The 19,423-nt window shown below is 70.4% G+C and carries 14 protein-coding genes; 9 read left to right on the top strand and 5 right to left on the bottom strand.

What is annotated here, in order from left to right; translation table 11 throughout:
* Window positions 1-122 precede the first annotated feature (122 nt).
* Window positions 123-1,484, top strand: coding sequence for an MFS transporter (locus OG627_RS26505; protein WP_329069197.1), 1,362 nt, complete (start codon window positions 123-125; stop codon window positions 1,482-1,484).
* Window positions 1,481-2,284 (top strand): putative hydro-lyase, encoded by an 804-nt coding sequence (locus OG627_RS26510; RefSeq protein ID WP_329069199.1) that lies wholly within the window; start codon window positions 1,481-1,483, stop codon window positions 2,282-2,284. Before OG627_RS26505 ends, OG627_RS26510 begins: the two co-directional genes overlap by 4 nt.
* Window positions 2,285-2,344: 60 nt before the next feature.
* Here OG627_RS26510 and ileS read toward each other — a convergent pair whose 3' ends face one another.
* Window positions 2,345-5,518 (bottom strand): isoleucine--tRNA ligase, encoded by a 3,174-nt coding sequence (gene ileS / locus OG627_RS26515; RefSeq protein ID WP_329069201.1) that lies wholly within the window; start codon window positions 5,516-5,518, stop codon window positions 2,345-2,347.
* A 565-nt stretch (window positions 5,519-6,083) separates the two neighbouring features.
* On the opposite strand from ileS, the gene OG627_RS26520 reads away from it, so the two are divergent.
* The 5 genes from OG627_RS26520 (at window position 6,084) to OG627_RS26540 (ending at window position 10,760) form a co-directional block, all read left to right on the top strand.
* A complete protein-coding gene (locus tag OG627_RS26520) occupies window positions 6,084-6,887 on the top strand; it encodes a TraR/DksA family transcriptional regulator (protein WP_329069202.1) in 804 nt (267 codons plus the stop codon).
* Between the two features lie 78 nt (window positions 6,888-6,965).
* Window positions 6,966-7,526 (top strand): signal peptidase II, encoded by a 561-nt coding sequence (lspA, locus tag OG627_RS26525; RefSeq protein ID WP_329069204.1) that lies wholly within the window; start codon window positions 6,966-6,968, stop codon window positions 7,524-7,526.
* Window positions 7,527-7,579: 53 nt separating this feature from the next.
* On the top strand, window positions 7,580-8,521 hold the full coding sequence (locus OG627_RS26530) for an RluA family pseudouridine synthase (protein WP_329069205.1): 942 nt from the start codon (window positions 7,580-7,582) through the stop codon (window positions 8,519-8,521).
* Window positions 8,522-8,526: 5 nt separating this feature from the next.
* Window positions 8,527-9,027, top strand: coding sequence for a GNAT family N-acetyltransferase (locus OG627_RS26535; RefSeq protein ID WP_443073655.1), 501 nt, complete (start codon window positions 8,527-8,529; stop codon window positions 9,025-9,027).
* A gap of 146 nt (window positions 9,028-9,173) precedes the next feature.
* Window positions 9,174-10,760: a Na+/H+ antiporter gene (locus OG627_RS26540; RefSeq protein WP_329069209.1), complete on the top strand. Its 1,587-nt coding sequence runs from the start codon at window positions 9,174-9,176 to the stop codon at window positions 10,758-10,760.
* Between the two features lie 34 nt (window positions 10,761-10,794).
* Here OG627_RS26540 and OG627_RS26545 read toward each other — a convergent pair whose 3' ends face one another.
* Window positions 10,795-11,961, bottom strand: coding sequence for a mechanosensitive ion channel family protein (locus tag OG627_RS26545; protein WP_329069210.1), 1,167 nt, complete (start codon window positions 11,959-11,961; stop codon window positions 10,795-10,797).
* A gap of 47 nt (window positions 11,962-12,008) precedes the next feature.
* Here OG627_RS26545 and OG627_RS26550 point away from each other — a divergent pair, with 47 nt between their 5' ends.
* A complete protein-coding gene (locus OG627_RS26550) occupies window positions 12,009-12,578 on the top strand; it encodes a dienelactone hydrolase family protein (RefSeq protein ID WP_329069214.1) in 570 nt (189 codons plus the stop codon).
* Between the two features lie 75 nt (window positions 12,579-12,653).
* On the opposite strand, the gene OG627_RS26555 is transcribed toward OG627_RS26550, so the two are convergent.
* Genes OG627_RS26555 through OG627_RS26565 form a run of 3 tightly spaced genes read right to left on the bottom strand, consistent with a single transcriptional unit; the run spans window position 12,654 to window position 15,623 of the window.
* Complete coding sequence (locus OG627_RS26555) at window positions 12,654-13,469, bottom strand: DsbA family protein (RefSeq protein ID WP_329069216.1); 816 nt, start codon at window positions 13,467-13,469, stop codon at window positions 12,654-12,656.
* A gap of 54 nt (window positions 13,470-13,523) precedes the next feature.
* Complete coding sequence (locus tag OG627_RS26560) at window positions 13,524-14,207, bottom strand: hypothetical protein (RefSeq protein WP_329069218.1); 684 nt, start codon at window positions 14,205-14,207, stop codon at window positions 13,524-13,526.
* A gap of 51 nt (window positions 14,208-14,258) precedes the next feature.
* The gene (locus tag OG627_RS26565; RefSeq protein ID WP_329069220.1) at window positions 14,259-15,623 is read right to left on the bottom strand and encodes a DUF2252 domain-containing protein; all 1,365 of its coding nucleotides are present in this window, start codon (window positions 15,621-15,623) and stop codon (window positions 14,259-14,261) included.
* A 257-nt stretch (window positions 15,624-15,880) separates the two neighbouring features.
* On the opposite strand from OG627_RS26565, the gene dnaE reads away from it, so the two are divergent.
* Window positions 15,881-19,417 (top strand): DNA polymerase III subunit alpha, encoded by a 3,537-nt coding sequence (gene dnaE, locus OG627_RS26570; RefSeq protein ID WP_329069222.1) that lies wholly within the window; start codon window positions 15,881-15,883, stop codon window positions 19,415-19,417.
* Window positions 19,418-19,423: the final 6 nt, after the last annotated feature.

A 19,423-nucleotide genomic window follows, 5' to 3' on the forward strand; every position in this document is an offset into this window, starting at 1 on the left:
AGGACTGGTCCCGCTGATGGCCGTCGCGCGGGGGACCCCGCGCCGTACGGACCACAGAAGACAAGCCCGCACGACTGACAGCACATCCCGGCCACAGGACATGTCAGATCCGGAGGACACCCATGAAGAGCCTACCAACGACGGTCGCCGACCCCGGAGAGACGGCGAGCGAACCGGCCTCCCCGGGCGCCGTCAACCCGCCGGCGCCCGCCGGGGCGGCGAGCGGCCGGCCGCGCAGGGCGGCTATGGCGGCCGCCGCCGGCACCGCCATCGAGTACTACGAGTTCGGCGTCTACAGCTATCTCGCCGTCATCATCGGGCCGCACTTCTTCCCCGGCGACGACCCCACCGCCTCCCTGCTGGCCACGCTGGCGGTCTTCGGCAGCGCCTTCCTGATGCGGCCGCTGGGCGGCATCGTGCTCGGCAGGCTGGGCGACCGGGTCGGCCGAAAACCGGTACTGATCCTCACGGTGGTGGGGATGGGCAGCGCCACCGCGGCCGTCGGACTGCTGCCCACGGCCGACACCATCGGGGTCGCCGCGCCGGTGGCGCTGCTGCTCGTCCGGCTCGCCCAAGGGTTCTTCGCGGGCGGGGAGGTCACCGGTTCCGCCACCTATCTGGCCGAGTCGGCCCCGCGCGGCAGGCGCGGATTCTTCGGGGCGTTCACCCCCGTCGGCGTCGCCCTCGGCGGCGGGACCGCCGCCCTGGTGGCCGGGATCACCACGACCGTACTGAACGAGCGTCAGCTCGACGCCTACGGCTGGCGCATCCCCTTCCTCCTCTCGCTGCCCCTGATCGCCCTCGCGCTGATCGCCCGCAACCGGCTGGAGGACTCCGAGACCTTCCTCGCGAAGAAGTCGGAGAAGGCCACGGCGAAGGCGCCGCTGACCGAGGTGCTCACCGAGCACCGCGCCGCCGTGCTCAAGGTGACCCTGCTGGCCATCGGGTCCAACTGCGGCTACTGGGTCGGGCTGATCTTCATGAACATCTACCTGACCACCGATCTCGGCTACTCCACGTCCTCCACCTTCTGGATCATGGGCGGGATCAGCTTGTTCGTGGCCTGTCTCATGCCGGTCTGCGGCGGGCTCTCCGACCGGTGGGGCCGCAAGCGGCTGATCACCGTCGGCTTCGCCGGGTACGCGATCCTGGTCGTCCCCGCCATGCTCGTCATGGGGCTCGGCAGCTTCCCGCTGGCCGTCGCCGCCATGGTCGTGCTCGCCCTGCCGATGCCCATCGTCCAGTCGGTCACCTACCCGACCTACGCCGAGATGTTCCCGACGAGGGTGCGCTACACGGGTCTCTCGTTCAGCTTCAACATCGGCACCATCATCGGCGGCGGGCTCAGCCCCTACCTCGCCACCTGGCTGATCGCCAGCACCGGCAATCTGCTCGCCCCGGGCTTCCTGCTGATGGCGGCCTCGGTCATGGCGCTGCTCACGCTGCGCACCGTGAAGGAATCCAGCCGGGCGGAGCTGATATGACGACCGGAACCGTCCCCGCCACTCCGGCCGAGCTGCGCCGCCTCGTGGCGGCCGGCCGGTGGACCGGGCCCACGGCCGGGCTGCTGGACGGCTACCAGCAGGCCAACCTCGTGATCGTCCCGAGGGACCTCGCGTACGACTTCCTGCTCTACTGCACCCGCAACCCCCAGCCCTGCCCGGTACTCGCCGTCACCGAGCCGGGCGATCCGACGGTACGGCTCGGCGCGACCACGGCCGATCTCCGTACCGAGCTGCCCCGCTACCGGGTCTGGCAGCACGGCGAACAGGTCGCCGAGCCCACCGACATCACGGCGTACTGGCGCGAGGACGCGGTCGGATTCCTGCTCGGGTGCAGTCATACCTTCGAGGGGCCGCTGCGCGCGGCGGGCGTCCCCGTCCGCTACGCCGAGGAGTCGGCGGCGCCGCCCGTCTACGTCACGACGCTGCCGACACGGCCCGCCGGACGGCTGTCCGGGCCCCTGGTGGTCAGCATGCGGGCGATCCCCGCCCGGCTGGTCCCGCGCGCCGTCGAGATCACGTCCCGGTACCCCGCCGGACACGGCGCGCCCGTGCACATCGGCGATCCGGCCGCGCTCGGCATCGCCGATCTCGACCGGCCGGACTTCGGCCCCTCGCCGGTCGTCGAACCGGGCGACGTGCCGGTCTTCTGGGCCTGCGGGGTCACCCCGCAGCTGGCGCTGCCCGCCGTACGGGCCGCCTACACGATCACGCACCATCCCGGCCACATGTTCGTCTTCGACCACACCGTCGACGCGGGGCCCGCCGGACTCCCCGGCTGAGCGCCGGGCGGGCCGGAGGTCCGGCCCGCCCGGCGCCCGGGGCTGTGGTGCGCCAGGCCGTTACGCCTTGCGCAGACGGAAGGTGAGGGACAGGCCCTCGTCCTCGAACGGCTTGCCGTACGTGTCGTCCGCCTCGCCCGGCGCGAAGTCCGTGGCCAGGACCTCGTCCGAGATCAGCGGCGTGTGCGCGGTGAGCGCCTCCGTCGTCGCGGCGTCCGCCGCGTTCCAGCGGACGGCGATCCGGTCGGCGACGTCCAGGCCGCTGTTCTTGCGGGCCTCCTGGATGAGGCGGATGGCGTCACGGGCGAGACCCGCCAGCCGGAGTTCGGGCGTGATCTCCAGGTCCAGGGCGACCGTCGCACCGGAGTCCGAGGCGACGGACCAGCCCTCGCGCGGCGTCTCCGTGATGATCACCTCGTCCGGGGCGAGCGAGACGCTCTCGCCGTCCACGGTCACCGACGCCGTACCCTCGCGCAGCGCCGCCGACAGGGCCGCGGCGTCCGCCTCGGCGACCGCCTTCGCCACGGCCTGCACGCCCTTGCCGAAGCGCTTGCCCAGCGCCCGGAAGTTCGCCTTCGCCGTCGTGTCGACCAGCGAGCCGCCGACCTCGGAGAGCGTGGCCAGCGAGGAGACGTTCAGCTCCTCGGTGATCTGGGCGCGCAGCTCGGCGGAGAGCGCCTCGAAGCCGGTGGCCGCGATCAGCGCCCGGGAGAGCGGCTGGCGGGTCTTCACGCCGGACTCGGCGCGGGTCGCCCGGCCCAGCTCGACCAGCCGCCGTACCAGCGCCGTCTGCTGGGAGAGCGTCGGGTCGATCACCGACAGGTCCGCCTGCGGCCAGGACGCCAGGTGCACCGACTCGGGCGCGTCCGGAGAGACCGGGACGATCATGTCCTGCCAGACCCGCTCCGTGATGAACGGCGTCAGCGGCGCCATCAGCCGCGTCACCGTCTCGACCACGTCGTGCAGCGTGCGCAGCGCCGCCTTGTCGCCCTGCCAGAAGCGACGGCGCGAGCGGCGCACGTACCAGTTGGAGAGATCGTCGACGAAGGCGGAGAGCAGCTTGCCGGTGCGCTGGGTGTCGTACGTCTCCATGGCCCGGGTGGTCTGGTCGACCAGCGCGTGCAGCTCGCTCAGCAGCCAGCGGTCCAGGATCGGCCGGTCGGCCGGCGCCGGGTCGGCCTCGCTGGGCGCCCAGTCGGACGTCCGGGCGTACAGCGCCTGGAAGGCCACCGTGTTCCAGTACGTCAGCAGCGTCTTGCGGACGACCTCCTGGATCGTCCCGTCACCGACGCGCCGCGCCGCCCACGGGGAGCCGCCGGCCGCCATGAACCAGCGGACGGCGTCCGCGCCGTGCTTGTCCATCAGCGGGATCGGCTGGAGGATGTTGCCCAGGTGCTTGGACATCTTCCGGCCGTCCTCGGCGAGGATGTGGCCGAGGCAGACGACGTTCTCGTAGCTCGACTTGTCGAAGACGAGCGTGCCGACGGCCATCAGCGTGTAGAACCAGCCGCGCGTCTGGTCGATGGCCTCCGAGATGAACTGCGCCGGGTAGCGCTTCTCGAACAGGTCCCTGTTCTTGTACGGGTAGCCCCACTGCGCGAACGGCATCGAACCCGAGTCGTACCAGGCGTCGATCACCTCGGGCACCCGGACGGCCTCGTGGGAGCAGCCCTCGGCGGTGCAGGTGAAGGTGAGCGCGTCGATGAAGGGACGGTGCGGGTCCAGGCCGCTCTGGTCGGTGCCCGTCAGCTCGGTCAGCTCGGCGCGCGAGCCCACACAGGTCAGGTGGTTGTCCTCGCAGCGCCAGATGGGCAGCGGCGTGCCCCAGTAGCGGTTGCGGGACAGCGCCCAGTCGACGTTGTTGTCCAGCCAGTCGCCGTACCGGCCGTGCTTGACCGAGTCGGGGAACCAGTTGGTCCCCTCGTTCTCCTCCAGCAGCCGGTCCTTGACGGCGGTCGTCCGGATGTACCAGGACGGCTGCGCGTAGTAGAGGAGCGCCGTGTGGCAGCGCCAGCAGTGCGGATAGCTGTGCTCGTACGGAACGTGGCGGAACAGCCGGCCACGCGCCTTGAGATCCTCGGTGAGCGCCTCGTCGGCCTTCTTGAAGAAGACGCCGCCGACCAGCGGCACGTCCGCCTCGAAGGTGCCGTCGGGGCGGATCGGGTTCACGACCGGGAGGCCGTAGGCGCGGCAGACCTTGAGGTCGTCCTCGCCGAAGGCGGGGGACTGGTGGACCAGACCCGTACCGTCCTCCGTCGTCACGTAATCGGCGTTGACGACGTAGTGCGCCTCGGCCGGGAACTCCACGAAGGTGAAGGGACGGTCGTACGTCCAGCGCTCCATCTCGGCGCCGGTGAAGGAGACGCCGGTGGGCTCCCAGCCCTCGCCGAGGGCCTTCTCCAGCAGCGGCTCGGCGACGACGAGCTTCTCCGTGCCGTCGGTCGCGACCACGTACCTGACGCCGGGGTGCGCGGCGACGGCGGTGTTCGAGACGAGGGTCCAGGGGGTGGTGGTCCACACCAGCAGCGCCGCCTCGCCCGCGAGGGGGCCCGAGGTGAGCGGGAAGCGGACGAAGACCGAGGGGTCGACGATCGTCTCGTACCCCTGCGCCAGTTCGTGGTCGGACAGGCCGGTCTGGTCGCGCGGGCACCAGGGGGCGACGCGGTAGTCCTGGACCAGCAGGCCCTTGCCGAAGATCTCCTTCAGCGACCACCAGACGGAGTCGACGTACTCCGGGTCCATGGTGCGGTAGGCGTTGTCCAGGTCCGTCCAGTACCCCATGCGGGTTGTCAGCTCGGCGAAGGCGTCGGTGTGCCGGGTGACGGACTCGCGGCACTTGGCGTTGAACTCGGCGATGCCGTACGCCTCGATGTCCTTCTTGCCGGTGAAGCCCAGCTCCTTCTCGACGGCCAGCTCCACGGGCAGGCCGTGGCAGTCCCAGCCGGCCTTGCGCGCGACGTGGTAGCCGCGCATGGTGCGGAAGCGCGGGAAGACGTCCTTGAAGACGCGGGCCTCGATGTGGTGCGCGCCCGGCATGCCGTTGGCGGTGGGCGGGCCCTCGTAGAAGACCCACTCGGGGCGGCCCTCGGACTGTTCCAGGGTCTTGTCGAAGACCTTGTTCTCACGCCAGAAGTCGAGCACGGCGTGCTCCAGCGCGGGCAGGTCGACCTGGGCGGGCACCTGGCGGTACCGGGGGCCGGTCGCGGCGGTCGTCGGCTGGGATTCTGCTGTCATGGGGTGCTTCCTCCGGCGGAACTGCGGCAATCTCCGTCGAAGGGACGAGAGCCTGCGCTCCCGCGGTACCACCCTCCTTGGCCCCGGACGAGGGTGTCGTCCGCGGCCCCCTCATTAGGGGTCGCGCTGCCGGTTCTACTCACCCGGGGTGACCCGGGCTTTCTTCCGGCGGCTCAGGGGTGATGCTCCGCTTCGCGCTCTGCCCCCGGGCTCGCACCGTCCCCGGGTCGCTCATGGCCGCGTACGACGCCGCTTGTCCCCATCCACGCCTTTTCGCTGCGGCCAGTGTACGGGGAGGGGCCGGGCGGGGCCGACCCGTTTTCCCGGGGAGCGCCGTACGGCCGAACGCGAGACCCGAACGGTTATACCGGCGCCGGCGGCCGCCCCGGCGCGCGTGGCGGCGGATTACCTGGCGAGGAGCTGGGCACAACGGATGGAGGCCCGTCTCGCAGCGTCGCGGGGAGGGCCTGACCGGCGGCGTGCCCCGTTGCCGCGGGGCTGGGGTCGATTTATCGTCCCAGCACGATTCGCGTGCGCGATCACCACATGTGAAGGGGCCGCGGCCATGGTGGCGAAGAAGACGGCGGCCAGGAAGACGGCGGCCAGCGAAACAGCTGCCGCGAAGACGACGACGAAGACGAAGACGACCAAGAAGTCGGCCGCGAAGAAGACGGCGACCAAGGCGGCGGCCAAGAAGACGCCCGCCAAGAAGACGGCGGCGAGGAAGACCGCCGCCAAGAAGGCACCTGCGAAGAAGTCCGCGGCCAAGAAGGCGGCGCCCGCCCGGGCGGCCTCCGGCTCGACCGCGAAGAAGGCCGCGTCCGCGGCCGACCGGGCGGCCGAGGCCGCTGAACAGACGGGAGCCAAGACGGTGGCAGCCAAGAAGACCGCGGGCAGGGGTACGGCGGCCGGAGCGGGCGGGGCGGGGGTGGCGACCGCCGTCACCACGGCGCCCGGCACCCCCACGCCCCCGGACGGGCTGGCGGTACGGCCGGGGGAGGATCCGTGGACACCACGGGAGGTCGCGGAGGCCCGCTCCGAGCTGGAGAGCGAGACCGCCCGACTCCAGGCCGAGATCACCACCTCAGAGACCTCGCTCGCCGGGCTGATGCGGGACTCCGGGGACGGCGCGGGCGACGACGACGCGGACACCGGTACGAAGAACATCACGCGCGAGCACGAGATGTCCCTCGCCGCCAACGCCCGCGAGATGCTGGAGCAGACCGAGCGGGCGCTGCTGCGGCTCGACGCGGGGACGTACGGGCTCTGCGAGATCTGCGGCAAGCCCATCGGCAAGGCGCGCATGCAGGCCTTCCCGCGGGCGACCCTCTGTGTGGAGGACAAGCAGAAGCAGGAACGCCGAGGCTGACGTCGTACGTCGTACCTGTGTGCCCCATCCGTGTGCCGTACCCTCGTCCTCAGTCGGCACCTAGGTTTGAGGATTCACGTGGCAGAGGCGGAGCGGGTCATCGGTACGCCGGATGTGGACGACGAGGCGGCGGCTCCTGAGGAGCGGCCCCAGGGGAAGCGCAGGGTGGTCGCGCTCTTCACCGTCGCCGTCGTGGCGTACCTGCTGGACCTCGGCAGCAAGATGCTCGTGGTGGCCAAGCTGGAGCACCACGAGCCGATCCGGGTGATCGGTGATCTGCTCCAGTTCAACGCGATCAGGAACGCGGGAGCCGCCTTCGGGATCGGTGAGGCGTTCACGGTGATCTTCACGATCATCGCGGCGGGCGTCATCGTGGTGATCGCCCGGCTGGCCCGCAAGCTCTACAGCCTGCCCTGGGCCATCGCGCTGGGGCTGCTGCTCGGCGGCGCGCTCGGCAACCTCACCGACCGGATCTTCCGCTCGCCCGGCGTCTTCCGGGGCGCGGTCGTGGACTTCATCGCGCCCGCCCACTTCGCCGTCTTCAACCTCGCGGACTCCGCGATCGTCTGCGGCGGCATCCTGATCGTGCTGCTCTCCTTCCGGGGGCTCGACCCCGACGGGACCGTCCACAAGGACTGAGGGTCCGAGGGCGCGCGGTTCGGCACTTTGTCGCTACAAGGCATACTCGACAGGTGAGCTTTCCCGAGATCAGAACCCTGCCCGTGCCCGATGGCCTGGAGGGCGAGCGCGTCGACGCCGCCATAGCCCGTATGTTCGGCTTCTCCCGTACGAAGGCGGCCGACCTCGCCGCCTCCGGGAAGGTCCAGGTCGACGGCGCCGTCGTCGGGAAGTCCGAGCGGGTGAGCGGCGGTGCCTGGCTCGAAGTGGAGATGCCCCCCGCCGCCGCGCCCGTGCAGATCGTGGCGGAGCCCGTCGAGGGCATGGAGATCGTGCACGACGACGACGACATCGTCGTGATCGTCAAGCCGGTCGGCGTCGCCGCGCACCCCAGCCCCGGCTGGACCGGTACGACCGTGATCGGCGGCCTCGCCGCCGCCGGGTACCGCATCTCGACCTCCGGCGCGGCCGAGCGGCAGGGCATCGTGCACCGGCTGGACGTCGGCACCTCCGGGCTGATGGTGGTGGCCAAGTCGGAGCGCGCGTACACCCTGCTCAAGGCGCAGTTCAAGGAGCGGGTCGTGGACAAGCGCTACCACGCGCTGGTGCAGGGCCACCCGGACCCGATGAGCGGGACCATCGACGCGCCCATCGGCCGCCACCCGAACCACGACTACAAGTGGGCGGTCACCGCCGAGGGCAAGGCGTCGGTCACGCACTACGACCTGATCGAGGCGTTCCGGTCGGCCTCGCTGCTGGACATCAAGCTGGAGACGGGCCGTACGCACCAGATCCGCGTGCACATGTCCGCCCACCGCCACCCCTGTGTCGGGGACCTGACCTACGGCGCCGACCCGACGCTGTCCAAGCGGCTGGGGCTGACCCGGCAGTGGCTGCACGCGGTGCGGCTCGGCTTCGAGCACCCGTCGGACGGGCAGTGGGTGGAGTTCGCCAGCACCTACCCGGACGACCTCCAGAGCGCGCTGGACAAGGTCAGGGCGGAGAGCAACGCGTGAGCCGGGTGCGCCCGGCCGGGGACGGCGCCGGGCCGCTGGTCCGGGTCGTGACCGATCCGGCCGGGGTCGAGGCGTGTCTCGCCGTCCGGCGCGAGGTCTTCGTCCACGAGCAGGGCGTCTCCGAAGATCTTGAGTACGACGGCCTCGACGACCGGGCGGTCCACGTGCTGGCCGTGCGCGCGGACGGCACCCCGCTCGGTACGGGACGGCTGCTGCACGGCCCCGTGGCCGCCGACCGGACCGGCGGCGACCCGCGCGTCGGCGCGCTGGGACGGCTGGCCGTCCTCAAGTCCGCGCGCGGACTGGGGATCGGCGCCGCGCTGGTGCGGGGGATCGAGGCGGCGGCCGTCGAGCGCGGTCTCACGGCGATGGACCTGCACGCCCAGACCCATGCGCTGGCCTTCTACGAACGGCTCGGCTACGCCGCCCACGGGCCCGAGTTCCTGGACGCGGGCATCGCGCACCGCGCCATGCGCAAGGAACTGCCGGCGCCCCCGGCGCCGTGATTCCGGGCCGTCCGCCCGTACCCCGTACACCGAGAACGGCATGTACCGGCCACCCCCTGGCCTGATTCCGTCGGGGCCCATGGCAGGCTTGGGCTCTTGATCACCGAATTCCGCCGTCAAGGCCGCCGACCACCGGAGGGCACACCGTGGACCAGCTGGCACTGCTGATCGTGCTGTTGCTCGGGGCGGTGCTGACCGTGCCGCTGGGGGACCGGCTGGGGCTGCCCTCGCCCGTCCTGATGACGATCGTGGGCGTCGTCCTGGCGCTGCTGCCGTTCGTCCCCAACGTTCAGGTTCCGCCGGAGTTCATTCTTCCGCTGCTGCTGCCACCGCTGCTCTACGCGGCGGTGCAACGCACGTCCTGGCGGCAGTTCACCGCGAACCTGAGACCGATCTTCCTGCTGGCGGTCGCGCTCGTCTTCGTGACGACGGCCGCCGTGGCCGCGGTGGCCAACTCCATCGTGCCCGGACTGCCGATCGCCGGCGCGATCGCGCTCGGCGCGCTCGTCGCGCCGCCCGACCCGGTGGCCGCGACCGCGGTGGCCGGCTCCCTCGGACTGCCCAGGCGGCTGGTGTCGATCCTGGAGGGCGAGGGGCTCTTCAACGACGTCACCGCGATCGTGCTCTACCACGTGGCGATCGCCGCGGCCGTCTCCGGAACGTTCTCCTGGCCCAGCGCGGTCGGCTCGCTCGTGCTCTCCGCCGTGGTGGCGGTGGCGGTGGGACTCGCGCTCGGCTGGCTCACCAACAAGCTGATGTCCCTGCTCGGTGACGCGACCCTCCAGATCGGGCTGTCGCTCCTGGTGCCGTTCGTCGCCTACGTACTGGCGGAGGAGCTGCACGGCTCGGGCGTCCTCGCCGTCCTCACCATCGCGCTCTTCCTGGCCACGCACACGGCCGACGCCGACGACGTGATGGGGCGGCTGGCGGGCAACTCCTTCTGGGAGGTCGTCGACACCCTCGTCACCGGCGTCGCCTTCGGCCTCATCGGGCTGGAGCTGCACAACGCCTTCGGCGCGGCCAACGGCCGGGCGGGCGAGATGCTCGGCTGGGGCGCGGCGGTCGTCGGGGTCGTCGTGTTCGTACGCCTGCTGTGGCTGCTGCCCGCCACCTGGCTCGCCAAGCGGATGCACAAGCTGCGCGACTACGACGAGGAGATCCCCACCAGCTGGCGCGAGACCGTCGTCATGTGGTGGGCCGGGATGCGCGGGGTGGCGTCGGTCGCGCTGGCGCTGGCCATCCCGCTGGAGACCGACAGCGGGGAGCCGTTCCCCGGGCGCGAGGAGATCATCTTCATCGCGTTCGCGGTCATCATGGCCACCCTCGTCGTCCAGGGCCTCACCCTCCCCTGGCTGGTGAAGAGGCTCGGCGTACGGGCCGACACCAACGCCGAGCACGAGCTGGAGCACTCCCTCGCGGTCCGCGCCGCCAAGGCGGCCAAGGCCCGGCTCAAGGAGATCGAGGAGGTCGAGGAGCTCCCCGAGGACATCAGCGAGCGGCTGATGCGCGGAGCCGTCGACATCGGGCTGCGGATCAGCCCCGACCTTGCCGACGACGAACGCCGCGAATGGGTCGCCACCCGGGTGGAACGCGTCAAGATCGTTCAGCGCATCCAGCGCGAGATGATGTCGGCGGCCCGGCACGAGGTCCTCTCGGCCCGTAACGAACCCGGCTCGGACCCGGAGGTCGTGGACCGCGTGCTGCGCCACCTGGACGTGCGCTCCATGCACTGACGGCGCGCACGTCCCTCCACCGGGGTGAGCGCCGTCAGCCCCGGCCCGTGGGGGGCTGCTCGGTGGCCTCGTCGCCCGGGGCGCGCTCCCCGGCCTCCGTGCCGCGCGCGGTGGCCCCGTTCGCCGCCGCGTTCGCCGCCGGGCGTCCGCCGCGCGGGGCGGGCAGCACCGTACCGGGCTCCGTCGCGATCCTCGGCAGGGCGTACGGATGGTGCTCCACCAGCCAGCCGATCAGCTGCTCCCGCACCGCGCAGCGGACCGTCCAGATGTCGTCCGCGTCCTTGGCCGTGACCACCGCGCGCACCTCGATGGTGGTCGGGGTGGTGTCGGTGACGGCCAGGCTCCACGTCCTGCCGTCCCAGGCGGGGCACTCCAGCAGGATCTCGTGCAGCCGCTCGCGCATCAGCCGCATCGGCGCCGAGTGGTCCAGCTGGAAGAAGACCGTGCCGGTCATCTGGACCCCGCCGCGCGACCAGTTCTCGAACGGCGTGCTGGTGAAGTACGACACGGGCATCGTGATGCGCCGCTCGTCCCAGGTCCGTACGGCGAGGAACGTCAGCGTGACCTCCTCGACCACGCCCCACTCGCCGTCCACCACCACCGTGTCGCCGATCCGCACCATGTCGCCGAACGCGATCTGGAACCCGGCGAAGAGATTGCCCAGCGTGGACTGCGCGGCGACACCGGCGACGATGCCGATGATGCCCGCCGAGGCCAGCATCGACGTCCCGACGGCCCGCATGTCGGGGAAGGTGAGCAGGATCGCGGCCACCGCGACCACCACCACGACGGCGGTCACGATCCGCATGATCAGCGTCACCTGGGTACGGACCCGGCGCAGCCGGGCCGGGTCCCGGGTCGAGGACGCGTACCGGGCGTACGTCGACTCCACCGCCGCCGACACGATCCGCAGCACCAGCCACGCGCCCGCGCCGATGAGCACCAGGGACAGCGCCCGGCCGATGCCCGCGTGGTGCGTCTCGATGAACGTCCACCGGGTCTGGCGGTAGGTGCCGCGCAGCGCGGTGGTGAGCAGGAGCACCTGGAGGGGCAGCCGGCAGCGGCGCAGCAGCCCCCACAGCGGGGTCTCGGGATGGCGGCCGTCCACGCGGCGCAGCAGCAGATCCACGATCCAGCCGAGCGTCAGCGTGAGCAGTACGGAGCCCCCGAAAACGATCAGCGGGCGCAGCAGGTGGTCCATGACTCCCTCGATGGGTTCCGGTCGGGGCGGACTGGCAGGATGTCCGGATGGACATCATGCTCTTCCACTCGGTCTACGGTCTGCGCCCCGCGGTGCGGGAAGCGGCCGACCGGCTGCGTTCCGCCGGGCACGAGGTGCGCGTGCCCGACCTCTTCGAGGGGCAAACCGCCTCCAGCGCGGAGGAGGGCAGGGAGCTGAAGGACAGGATCGGCAAGGAGGAGCTGCTGCGCCGCGCGGTCCTGGCGGCCGCCCCCTACTCCGAGCGCGGGCTGGTGTACGTGGGCTTCTCGCTCGGCGGTTCCATCGCGCAGAACCTGGCGCTGGGGGACGCGAAGGCGCGCGGGCTGCTGCTGATGCACGGCACGTCCGACATCGCGGAGAGCGCGTCCGTCGACGATCTGCCCGTACAACTGCACGTCGCCGACCCGGACCCCTTCGAGTCGCACGACTGGCTGAACTCCTGGTACCTCCAGATGCGGCGGGCGGGGGCCGATGTGGAGATCTACCGCTATCCGGGGGCCGGGCACCTGTACACGGACCGGGAGCTGCCCGACTACGACGAGCCGGCCGCCGAGGAGACCTGGCGGACCGGGCTCGCCTTCATCGACTCGCTGTAGCCGCCGTTCCGGCCCCTTCCGGCCGGGGCCCGGCCCCCGGCGACGAAGCGCGCCGGGGGTGGCTGGACCGGTCGGTCAGCCCTTCAGCGCCTTGGTGAGCGCCGCGTTGAAGTCGGCCACGGTCATGGGCGCGCTGTCGCTGCCCTCGGCGGTGAGCTTCTGGCCGTCCATCTTCAGCGTCGGGGTGCCCTGCACACCGCTCTTGTCGAAGGCGGCGGACATCTTCATCGCCCAGGCGTCGTACGTACCGTCCTTGACGTTCTTCTGGAACGCCGCGTTGTCCTTGAGCGCCTTCACCGAGTCGGCCACCTCGATCAGGTAGCTGTCCTTGGCGAACTTGTCGCTGGTCTCCTCCGGGTGGTACTTCGTGGAGTAGAGCGCCGACTTGTACTCCAGGAACGCCTCGGGGCTCACATCGAGCGCCGCGCCCAGCGCCGACAGGGCCTTCTTCGAGCCCGTGCCGTTGTCGGAGTTGTCGATGAAGGTCGCGCCGACGTACTTGATCTTGAACTTGCCGGCGTCGAGGCCGTTGTGGACTGTCTCGCCTACCGTCTGCTCGAACTGGGCGCAGACCGGGCAGCGTGAGTCCTCGTACAGTTCGAGCGTCTTCTTGGCGTCGGACTTGCCGATGACGACGGTCGTACCGTTCGTGCCCGTGGTGTTCTTCGGGGCGACGACGGTCTTCTCGTCCTTCATCGCCTCCCAGTGCGTGGGCTTGTTCGCCTGGACGACCGCGTAGCCGACGCCGCCGGCTATCGCGAGTATCGCGACCGCCGAGACGCCGACGACGACCTGGCGGCGGACCTTGTCCTTCTTCGCCTGCCGCTCGCGCTCCTGGCGCAGCCGCTCGCGGGCCGCGGCCTTGTTGGACTGGTTGTTGCGTGCGCTCATGCTGGTTCACTCCGTGTGATGACGTACTGCTACGTGAGGGGACGGCCGGAAGGCTCAGACAGCGCCGAGCACGGGGCGCGGCGGTCCCCGCCGTCCTACGGAGTGCACCAGGAGCCGGGTACGGGAGACCCGGGGCCGGCCGGCCGGGCTGGCCGCGCGCCGCAGCGCCCCGCGGACCGTGCCCGCCGCCGCGACCGCGAGCAGCAGCGGGCGGAAGGCGGCGGCGCCCGCCGCCCGTACGAGACCGGACAGCGCGGCCTCGCCGTGCCGCAGCCAGGCGGCGGCGAACAGCCCGACCGAGACATGGGCGGCGAGCAGCAGCCAGGGCAGGGCCGGGTCCGGGGAGTTCAGCAGCGCCGAAGCGGTGGAGTCGGCCGGGACCACGCCGGGCAGCGGCGCGCCGATCCCGCCCCCGCACAGCACGTCGAGGCCGACCGAGCGAAGCGACCCCGCCACGGGGCCGCCCGCCGGGCCGTAACAGACGTGCTGGCCGCTGGTGAAGACGGTGTCGGCGGCCAGCTCCAGCGGGACGAGCAGCGCGGAGATCCGCCAGAAGCCCCGCTCGCGCCCGGCCGCCGCGTAGGCGAGCAGGAACACCACGACGCTCAGCGCGGCGACCAGGGGCAGCGGGAGCGGGACGCGGGAGAGCAGCACGTGCGAGCCCGCGGACAGCGTCACGACCAGTGCCGTGAAGAGTGCTGCCCGCGCAGCTCTGAGCCGCGTCCCTGATATGTCCATCGCCGCCGAGTGTGCCATGAGCGCCGGTAAACGGTCCCTAAAGGAGGTGCCTCACCGCACCCGGGGGGCCGGACCCGGCTCCAGCTTCCCGTTGCGGAACAGGTCCACGAAGATCTGGTGGTCCGCCCTGGCCCGCGCCCCGTAGGCGTGCGCGAAGTCCACCAGCAGCGCCCCGAAGCCGTCCTCGTCGGCCGCGATCGCCGCGTCGATGGCCCGCTCCGTGGAGAACGGCACCAGGGAGTGGCCGCTCTCGTCGTCCGCCGCCGCGTGCATGGTGGCCGTGGCCCTGCCGAGGTCGGCGACGACCGCCGCGATCTCCTCCGGGTCGTCCAGGTCCGACCAGTCCAGGTCCACGGCGTACGGCGAGACCTCGGCGACCAGCTGCCCGGCCCCGTCCAGCTCGGTCCAGCCCAGCCAGGGATCGGCGTGCGCCTGGAGGGCGCGCTGCGAGATGACCGTACGGTGCCCCTCGTGCTGGAAGTACTCCCGCACGGACCGGTCGGTGATGTGCCGGGAGACCGCCGGGGTCTGCGCCTGCTTCATATAGATGACCACGTCGTTCTCCAGGGCGTCGCTGTTGCCCTCCAGGAGGATGTTGTACGAGGGCAGCCCCGCCGAGCCGATGCCGATGCCGCGCCGGCCGACGACGTCCTTCACGCGGTAGGAGTCGGGGCGGCTCAGGCTGGACTCGGGCAGCGTCTCCAGATAGCCGTCGAACGCCGCCAGGATCTTGTACCGGGTGGCCGCGTCCAGCTCGACGGAGCCGCCGTCGGGCGCGAAGCGCCGCTCGTACTCGCGGATCTCGGTCATCGAGTCCAGCAGCCCGAAGCGGGTCAGCGAACGCGCCGAGCGCAGCGCGCCGAGCAGCGGCCCCTGCGCGGTGTCCAGGGTGAAGGGCGGCACCTCGTCGTCCTTGGCGCCGGTCGCCAGCGCGTGGATCCGCTCGCGGTAGGCGCCCGCGTAGATCTCCACCAGTTCGGTGATCACCTCGTCGCTGAGGGCCTTGGTGTGGCCGATCAGCGCCAGCGAGGCGGCGAAGCGCTTCAGGTCCCAGATGAACGGGCCGACGTACGCCTCGTCGAAGTCGTTGACGTTGAAGATCAGCCGCCCGTTCGCGTCCATGTACGTGCCGAAGTTCTCCGCGTGCAGATCGCCGTGGATCCACACCCGCGCGGTGCGCTCGTCGAGGAACGGTCCCGCGGCCAGGGAATCAGCGCGCTCCCGCTCCAGATCGCTGTAGAACAGGCTGGCCGTGCCCCGGTAGAAGGCGAAGGCCGAGGCCGCCATCTTCCGGAACTTCACCCGGAAGGCCGCTGGGTCCGCCGCCAGCAGCTCACCGAACGCCGTGTCGAAGACGGCGAGGATCTCCTCGCCGCGCTGCTCGTCAGCTGCTTCCACGGGTCGCGGGACCGACATCGCTGGGTGCCTCCTGTAGAGATGACATTGAGGTGAAAAAGGCGGTATGTGCGGGGACGGAGCCGTGAGCGGCGCGGCGGAGGGCGCCGCCGGCGCCCTCGCAGGGGCAACGCTCGACGCCTCCCGCGAGTGCCCGTCGACTGTCACCGCCGCGACGTAGACTTCCCAGCTGTCCCCCCGGACCGCTCTCGGCACCGGGGCCCCGGAGGTTACTCCCGGGGAAACACCGTGTCGTCCGCTCGTTGGAGGCCCCCGCCGTGACCAAGCCGCCTTTCACGCACCTGCACGTGCACACCCAGTACTCGCTGCTGGACGGTGCCGCGCGGTTGGGGGACATGTTCAACGCGTGCAAAGAGATGGGCATGTCGCACATCGCGATGACGGACCACGGAAATCTGCACGGCGCGTACGACTTCTTCCATCAGGCCAAGAAGGCCGGGGTGACCCCGATCATCGGGATCGAGGCGTACGTGGCGCCGGAGTCGCGCCGGCTGAAGCGGAAGGTCCAGTGGGGCCAGCCGCACCAGAAGCGCGACGACGTGTCCGGTTCGGGCGGTTACACCCACAAGACGATCTGGGCGGCCAACCGCACCGGGCTGCACAACCTGTTCCGGCTCTCCTCGGACGCGTACAAGGAGGGCTGGCTCCAGAAGTGGCCCCGGATGGACAGGGAGACCATCGCGAAGTGGTCGGAGGGGCTGATCGCCTCGACCGGCTGCCCCTCGGGCGAGTTGCAGACGCGGCTGCGGCTCGGCCAGTTCGACGAGGCGGTGCAGGCGGCCTCGGACTACCAGGACATCTTCGGCAAGGACCGGTACTTCCTGGAGCTGATGGACCACGGCATCGAGATCGAGCGCCGGGTGCGCGACGGTCTCCTTGAGGTCGGCAAGAAGCTCGGCATTCCGCCGCTGGTCACCAACGACTCGCACTACACGTACGCGAACGAGGCCACCGCCCACGACGCGCTGCTGTGCATCCAGACCGGCAAGAACCTCTCCGACCCCGACCGCTTCCGCTTCGACGGCACCGGCTACTACCTCAAGTCCACCGACGAGATGTACGCCGTCGACTCCTCCGACGCCTGGCAGCAGGGCTGCGCCAACACCCGCCTGGTCGCCGATCAGATCGACCCCGAGGGCTGGTTCCAGGAGCGGAACCTGATGCCCAAGTTCGATGTGCCCGAGGGGTTCACCGAGGTCTCCTGGTTCCGCGAGGAGACCATGCGGGGCATGGCCCGGCGCTTCCCGAACGGCATCCCGGAAGACCGCATGCGCCAGGTCGAGTACGAGATGGGCATCATCATCGACATGGGCTTCCCGGGGTACTTCCTCGTGGTCGCCGACTTCATCATGTGGGCGAAGAACAACGGCATCGCGGTCGGCCCCGGGCGTGGTTCCGCCGCCGGTTCGATCGTGTCGTACGCCATGGGCATCACCGACCTCGACCCGATCGAGCACGGACTGATCTTCGAGCGGTTCCTCAACCCCGAGCGCATCTCGATGCCCGATGTCGACATCGACTTCGACGAACGCCGGCGCGGCGAGGTCATCCGGTACGTCACCGAGAAGTACGGCGAGGACAAGGTCGCCATGATCGGTACGTACGGCAAGATCAAGGCCAAGAACGCCATCAAGGACTCCGCCCGCGTCCTGGGCTACCCGTACGCGATGGGCGACCGCCTCACCAAGGCCATGCCCGCCGACGTCCTGGGCAAGGGCATCGACCTCAACGGCATCACCGACCCCAAGCACCCGCGCTACAGCGAGGCCGGCGAGATCCGGGGGATGTACGAGAACGAGGCGGACGTCAAGAAGGTCATCGACACCGCGAAGGGTGTGGAGGGCCTGGTCCGGCAGATGGGCGTGCACGCGGCCGGCGTGATCATGTCCAGTGAGACGATCACCGACCACGTCCCGGTCTGGGTCCGGCACACCGACGGTGTGACGATCACGCAGTGGGACTATCCGCAGTGCGAGTCGCTCGGCCTGCTGAAGATGGACTTCCTCGGCCTGCGCAACCTGACCATCATGGACGACGCCGTCAAGATGGTGAAGGCCAACAAGGGCATCGACCTGGAGATGCTCTCCCTGCCGCTGGACGACCCCAAGACGTACGAACTGCTCTGCCGGGGCGACACGCTCGGCGTCTTCCAGTTCGACGGCGGCCCCATGCGCTCGCTGCTGCGCCAGATGCAGCCCGACAACTTCGAGGACATCTCCGCCGTCTCGGCCCTCTACCGGCCGGGCCCGATGGGCATGAACTCGCACACGAACTACGCGGAGCGCAAGAACGCCCGCCAGGAGATCACCCCGATCCACCCGGAGCTGGAGGAGCCCCTCAAGGAGGTCCTCGGGCTCACCTACGGCCTGATCGTCTACCAGGAGCAGGTGCAGAAGGCCGCCCAGATCGTCGCGGGGTACTCGCTCGGCGAGGCCGACATCCTGCGCCGCGTGATGGGCAAGAAGAAGGCCGACGAGCTGGCGAAGAACTTCGTCCTCTTCGAGGCGGGCGCCAAGAAGAACGGCTTCTCGGACGCGGCGATCAAGGCCCTGTGGGACGTGCTGGTCCCGTTCGCCGGATACGCGTTCAACAAGGCGCACTCCTCCGCGTACGGCCTGGTCACCTACTGGACCGCGTATCTGAAGGCGAATTACCCCGCCGAATACATGGCGGCGCTGCTGACGTCGGTCAAGGACGACAAGGACAAGTCGGCGGTTTATCTGAACGAGTGCCGGCGTATGGGCATCAAGGTGCTGCCGCCCAATGTCAACGAGTCGCAGTCGAACTTCGCGGCACAGGGCAGCGATGTGATCCTGTTCGGTCTGACGGCCATCAGGAATGTCGGCCAGAACGTGGTGGACTCGATCATCCGCTGCCGCAAGGCGAAGGGGAAATACGCGACGTTCCCCGACTTCCTCGACAAGGTCGAGGCGGTCGTCTGCAACAAGCGCACCGTGGAATCGCTCATCAAGGCCGGGGCGTTCGACGAGATGGGCCACACCCGCAAGGGGCTGGTCGCCCACCACGAGCCGATGATCGACAATGTCGTGGCGGTCAAGCGCAAGGAGGCCGAGGGGCAGTTCGACCTCTTCGGCGGCGGCGACGAGGAATCGAACGAGCCGGGCTTCGGACTCGACGTCGAATTCTCCGACATCGAATGGGACAAGTCGTATCTGCTCGCGCAGGAGCGCGAAATGCTCGGCCTCTATGTCTCCGATCACCCCCTCTTCGGCATCGAGCACGTCCTGTCCGACAAGTCCGACGCGGCGATCTCCCAGCTCACCGGCGGTGAGCACGCCGACGGCGCGGTCGTCACCATCGGCGGCATCATCTCCGGCCTCCAGCGCAAGATGACCAAGCAGGGCAACGCCTGGGCGATCGCCACCGTCGAGGACCTGGCCGGCTCCATCGAATGCATGTTCTTCCCCGCCACCTATCAGCTGGTCTCCACCCAGCTCGTCGAGGACACCGTCGTCTTCGTCAAGGGCCGCCTCGACAAGCGCGAGGACGTCCCCCGGCTCGTCGCGATGGAACTCCAGGTCCCCGACGTGTCGTCCGCCGGGACGGACGCGCCCGTCACCATCACCATCCCCACGGTGAAGCTCACCCCGCCGATGGTCAGCAGGCTCGGCGAGATCCTCAGCCACCACCGGGGCAACTCCGAGGTGCGGATCAAGCTCCAGGGAGCCCGCAAGACCACGGTCCTGCGGCTCGACCGGCACCGCGTCCAGCCCGATCCGGCGCTCTTCGGCGACCTGAAGGTCCTGCTCGGCCCGGCCTGCCTGGCCGGCTAGGCGCCG

The organism is Streptomyces sp. NBC_01429 (assembly GCF_036231945.1).
In the GTDB taxonomy this organism is placed as follows: domain Bacteria; phylum Actinomycetota; class Actinomycetes; order Streptomycetales; family Streptomycetaceae; genus Streptomyces.

What these genes read in the sequence shown, in the direction of transcription:
- OG627_RS26505 (WP_329069197.1), top strand. Translation starts at nt 123, where the DNA reads ATGAAGAGCCTACCAACGACGGTCGCCGACCCCGGAGAGACGGCGAGC.
- OG627_RS26510 (WP_329069199.1), top strand. Translation starts at nt 1,481, where the DNA reads ATGACGACCGGAACCGTCCCCGCCACTCCGGCCGAGCTGCGCCGCCTC.
- ileS (WP_329069201.1), bottom strand. Translation starts at nt 5,518, where the DNA reads ATGACAGCAGAATCCCAGCCGACGACCGCCGCGACCGGCCCCCGGTAC.
- OG627_RS26520 (WP_329069202.1), top strand. Translation starts at nt 6,084, where the DNA reads ATGGTGGCGAAGAAGACGGCGGCCAGGAAGACGGCGGCCAGCGAAACA.
- OG627_RS26545 (WP_329069210.1), bottom strand. Translation starts at nt 11,961, where the DNA reads ATGGACCACCTGCTGCGCCCGCTGATCGTTTTCGGGGGCTCCGTACTG.
- OG627_RS26550 (WP_329069214.1), top strand. Translation starts at nt 12,009, where the DNA reads ATGGACATCATGCTCTTCCACTCGGTCTACGGTCTGCGCCCCGCGGTG.
- OG627_RS26555 (WP_329069216.1), bottom strand. Translation starts at nt 13,469, where the DNA reads ATGAGCGCACGCAACAACCAGTCCAACAAGGCCGCGGCCCGCGAGCGG.
- OG627_RS26560 (WP_329069218.1), bottom strand. Translation starts at nt 14,207, where the DNA reads ATGGACATATCAGGGACGCGGCTCAGAGCTGCGCGGGCAGCACTCTTC.
- OG627_RS26565 (WP_329069220.1), bottom strand. Translation starts at nt 15,623, where the DNA reads ATGTCGGTCCCGCGACCCGTGGAAGCAGCTGACGAGCAGCGCGGCGAG.